The organism is Rathayibacter sp. AY2B7, assembly GCF_002931635.1.
GTDB lineage: Bacteria > Actinomycetota > Actinomycetes > Actinomycetales > Microbacteriaceae > Rathayibacter.
Genome location: NZ_PSUC01000164.1, coordinates 1 through 4,243, shown reverse-complemented (window position 1 = coordinate 4,243; position 4,243 = coordinate 1). Strand labels below are relative to the sequence as shown.

Here is a 4,243-nt window from a genome sequence, read left to right as displayed (position 1 = left end):
CGTGCCGCAGGCACGGCGCCCACCCCACCAGCACAGGGCTAGGCGGCGTCCGGGTGCGGTTCTGGCAAGGCGGAGGAGGAAGCCGTAGCGGCGCTACGGCGCCCGACGACAACGCCGCCAGAACCGCACCCGGGCGGCGCCTAGTCGTTGCCGAGGATGATGATGGCGGCGGTAGGGGGTAACGCGTCCTCGTGGTACCGCTCGATCTCCTCGATGGCGACCGGGTCGGCCTGCTGGAGGAACTGGGTGAGGCGGGTGACCTCCTCGGTCTCGCCGATGGAGTCGGCGGCGCGGCGGAGGGCGTAGAGGGAGAGCAGGAATCCGCGGTTGGGTCCGTGGCGCCAGGGGATGGGGCCCTGGCCGCGCCAGCCGGCTCCGCGGAGGAGGTCGAGGCCGCGGTGGTAGCCGACGCGGGCGTAGGCGTAGGAGGGGAGGGCCGCGTCGATGCCCCAGACGCTGTCGGCGAGCAGTGCCCAGGCCAGCGGGGAGCGCGGGTGGGCGGCGGCGAGGGCGGCGAATTCGACGGCTCCCGGGTTCGCGTGCTTCGCGAGGGCCGCGGTGACCGCGGGCTCGTCGGGGAGGAGGGTCGGTTCGGGGCCCAGCAGGTTCTCGCCACTCATGCCTCCCAGGCTATCCCGCTCGTGGCTGTGCGGGTCCGGGGTCCGGCCGTCCGGCGCACGACGGTCGTCCCTCCACAGGGGCATCAGCGGAGGGAGCCGGGCGGTTCGCCGGTCGTCGCCGTCGTGCGCGGGGGTGCCGCCGATAGCATCGACCCATGGCGACGAACCGCAGTGAAGTCGAGGCCTGGCTCACGGACATGGACGGCGTGCTGGTGCACGAGAACAAGGCGCTCCCCGGCGCGCCCGAGCTGATCCAGGAGTGGACCGATTCGGGCACCCCGTTCCTGGTGCTGACGAACAACTCGATCTTCACGCCGCGGGATCTGGCGGCGCGGCTGCGCGGGTCGGGGCTGCACGTGCCGGAGGAGCGGATCTGGACGAGCGCCCTGGCGACGGCGGACTTCTGCGCGTCGCAGAAGCCGGGCGGGAGCGCGTTCGTGATCGGCGAGGCGGGGATCACCACTGCGCTGCACGAGGCGGGCTTCATCATGACGGAGACGGCGCCGGACTACGTGGTCGTGGGCGAGACCCGCAATTACAGCTTCGAGGCGATCACGAAGGCGATCCGCCTGATCGTCGCGGGTGCGCGCTTCATCGTCACCAATCCCGATGCGACGGGGCCGAGCGCCGAGGGCGTGCTCCCGGCGACGGGGGCGATCGCGGCGCTCATCACGAAGGCGACGGGCAAGGATCCGTACGTCGTCGGCAAGCCGAACCCGATGATGTTCCGCTCGGCGATGAACAAGATCGGCGCGCACAGCGAGAACACCGGGATGATCGGCGACCGGATGGACACCGACATCGTCGCGGGCATCGAGGCGGGCCTGCACACTGTGCTGGTGCTGACGGGGATCAGCGACGAGGCCGAGATCGAGCGCTATCCGTTCCGCCCGGACGAGGTGCTGAGCGGGGTGCACGAGCTCCTGTCGTCGGAGCCGCTGGAGTCGGAGTTCCCGCCGGATTCGGCGGTCTGAGTCCCGGCGGCCCGGCAGCGGGTCGGGCGCCGGTTCCTGACACGGGTCCGCGGCTCGCGGGGGTCAGAAGCGGACGTGCTGCAGCACCCAGGCGTGCATCGCGACGGCTGCCGCCGCCGAGGCGTTGATCGACCGGGTCGAGCCGAACTGCGTGATCTCGAGCACGGCCTCCGAGGCGGCGATCGCCTCCTCCGAGAGGCCGGGTCCCTCCTGCCCGAACAGCAGGAGGCAGCGCTCGGGGAGCCGGTACGTCTCGAGCGGCACGCAGCCGGGGACGTTGTCGACGGCGAGGAGGGGCACGTCCGCCTCCGCGGCCCATTGCACGAGGTCGGCCACCGTCTCGTGGTGCTGGACGTGCTGGTAGCGGTCGGTGACCATCGCGCCGCGCTTGTTCCAGCGCCGCCGGCCGACGATGTGGACGCCTTCCGCGCCGAACGCATTGGCGCTGCGGACGATCGAGCCGATGTTCATGTCGTGCTGCCAGTTCTCGATCGCGACGTGGAACGGGTGCCGCGTGCGGTCGAGCTCCGCGACGATCGCGTCCATCCGCCAGTAGCGGAAGCGGTCGACCACGTTGCGCGCGTCGCCGCGCTCCAGAAGCTCCGGGTCGAGGCGGTCGTCCTCGGGCCGCTCCCCCTGCCAGGGGCCGACGCCGTTCGTGGTGAGCTCCACGGAGGCGGTGGGTCCGGTCGCGGGGGTCGCCTCGTTCTCCTGCACGACGAGCGATCCTACTGGGCGCTCCACGGCTCGGCCGGGTGCACCGGGCCGGTGCCCGGCCGCATCCTCCGAGGTCCGAGGGACGGCGCGCGTCAGGCCGCGGGAGTGCCGGCGAGGGAGCCGGTCAGCTCGCCGCCGCCCGCCCGGTCGACGAAGCAGTAGTAGCTGCGCTCGCCCGCGTCCCACTGCTCCTGGGTGACGGGGAACGCACCGGCGACCTGCACGTCGCCGTAGGTCTCGGCCGCGGCGACGTCCACGACGCCCTGCGCCTGGCAGAGCGAGGAGACGGTGACGGCCAGGGCGTCCTGGCCGGGGAACGCCGCGTCGGTCAGCTCCGCGGTGGCGACGAGCTGGGCGGAGTGGGCGTTCGCGCAGTCCACGACGGTGAACTCCTCCGCCCAGACGGAGTCGAAGGGCTCGACGCACTCGCCGCCGAGGAGCGCGCTCCAGGCCCAGGTGCCGACGGGCAGCGGTCCGACGGTCGGGAGGGTCGCGGTCGGAGTGGGCGAGGGGGTCGGCTCCGCCGCGGGCGTCTCGCTGACGACCGGGGCGGCCTGCGGCTCGGCCCGGCCGCCGGCGCTCCCGACGGCGATGCCGATCGCGAAGAGCCCGGCGAGGAGGATCACCGCACCCGCAGCGATCAGGCCGATCAGGAGCCGGCGTCGGCTGAGCGTGCGCCACGCGGGTGCCGCGGCGGGCGCCGAGTCGCGCTCGCGGCTCTCGGGTCGGGACCGGGCGGAGCGGCGCTTCCGCGGCGGAGCGGCGTTGACGTGGGCGGCCGCGGGAGCGGTGCGGAAGGGCGCGGGCTCGGCGCGGTCGGCGGGCTCGGCGGCCGGCTCGAGGTTCCACGAGTAGGCGCCGGCGGTCTCGCGCCACAGCTCCTCGTCGCCGCCGTCCTCGTCGGGCTCGTCATGCGGAGCGACGACCTGCTCCCACACGGGCGGCTGGTCCCAGTCCCCGCGCGGGTCGGGCCACTCGTAGACGGCGGGCGGAGTCGGCTCGCGCGGAGTCGGCGGGGTCGCGCCGACCGGGCGTCCGTCAGCGGGGTAGAGGGCGCCGGAGCGGTCCGCCGGGTCGACGTCGGTCGAGGATCCGGCATCGGGCTCGTCGTCCGGCCGGTGGGCGCTGCGCAGTCCGGCGGGGGCGGTCGGCAGGTCGGCGGGAGGGTCGGTGTGCGGCAGCACCGGGCGCACGGAGTCCGCCCCGCGGCGGTGCACCTCGGTGCGGCCGGCATCGGCGGAGGCGTCGGAGCCGGAGCCGTCCGCGTCGTCGCGGAGGGGGGCGAAGAACGCGTCGAAGGCGTCCTCGTCGGAGTCGTCCTCGTCGGACACGTCCGCGTCGGAGGAACTCGTCTCGCGGGCAGTCGTCCCACCGGCACCCGTCTCGCGGGCACTCGCCTCGCGGGCATCCGTCTCGGGCGCTCCCACGGCGCGGGCTCCCGTGTCGGGGACTCCCGTGTCGCCGCCCCGAGAGCTCCGTCCCTCGGCGGAGACGCCGTCGCGGTCGGAGGAGCGCTCCGGCTCCACGACCGTTCCGCGGTCGGCGTCGGCGTCCTGCTCCCCCACCCGAGCGGAGTCGTCCGCGGGGTCCGGGAGGTCGCCGCCGTCCTCCTCGGCGGCGGACGTCGCGCTCAGCACGGGCTCCCCCGGCCACAGGCCGACCGGAGCGGCAGGGGCACGGCGCGACGCAGCGTCGGAGTCGCTGTCGCTGTCACGGTCGCTCGAAGACGGTCCGGCTGCGTCGGCGGAGGAGGCCGACTCGCTCGCAACGCTCCGCTCCTCCGCTGACGCGTGGGCCTCGTCGGCTGCGGACTCAGCAGGACCGGACGTCCGCTCCGCGCGCGACTCCTCCACGGGAGGGACGGAGCTCTCGGGGCGGCGACACGGGAGTCCCCGACACGGGAGCCCGCGCCGTGGGAGCGCCCGAGACGGA

4 protein-coding genes are annotated in these 4,243 nt (G+C 74.4%); 1 reads left to right on the top strand and 3 read right to left on the bottom strand.

Annotated features, from left to right (window positions below):
* Positions 1 to 140: 140 nt before the first annotated feature.
* Complete coding sequence (locus tag C5C27_RS16710) at positions 141 to 620, bottom strand: DUF3151 domain-containing protein (RefSeq protein WP_104314962.1); 480 nt, start codon at positions 618 to 620, stop codon at positions 141 to 143.
* A gap of 155 nt (positions 621 to 775) precedes the next feature.
* On the opposite strand from C5C27_RS16710, the gene C5C27_RS16705 reads away from it, so the two are divergent.
* Positions 776 to 1,594, top strand: a complete 819-nt coding sequence (locus tag C5C27_RS16705) for an HAD-IIA family hydrolase (RefSeq protein WP_104225721.1) — start codon at positions 776 to 778, stop codon at positions 1,592 to 1,594.
* 63 nt (positions 1,595 to 1,657) lie between these two features.
* On the opposite strand, the gene C5C27_RS16700 is transcribed toward C5C27_RS16705, so the two are convergent.
* A complete protein-coding gene (locus C5C27_RS16700; RefSeq protein WP_104225722.1) occupies positions 1,658 to 2,311 on the bottom strand; it encodes a TrmH family RNA methyltransferase in 654 nt (217 codons plus the stop codon).
* 92 nt (positions 2,312 to 2,403) lie between these two features.
* The gene (locus C5C27_RS16695; protein ID WP_104314961.1) at positions 2,404 to 3,948 is read right to left on the bottom strand and encodes a septum formation family protein; all 1,545 of its coding nucleotides are present in this window, start codon (positions 3,946 to 3,948) and stop codon (positions 2,404 to 2,406) included.
* Positions 3,949 to 4,243: the final 295 nt, after the last annotated feature.

What these genes read in the sequence shown, in the direction of transcription:
- C5C27_RS16710 (WP_104314962.1), bottom strand. Translation starts at nt 620, where the DNA reads ATGAGTGGCGAGAACCTGCTGGGCCCCGAACCGACCCTCCTCCCCGAC.
- C5C27_RS16705 (WP_104225721.1), top strand. Translation starts at nt 776, where the DNA reads ATGGCGACGAACCGCAGTGAAGTCGAGGCCTGGCTCACGGACATGGAC.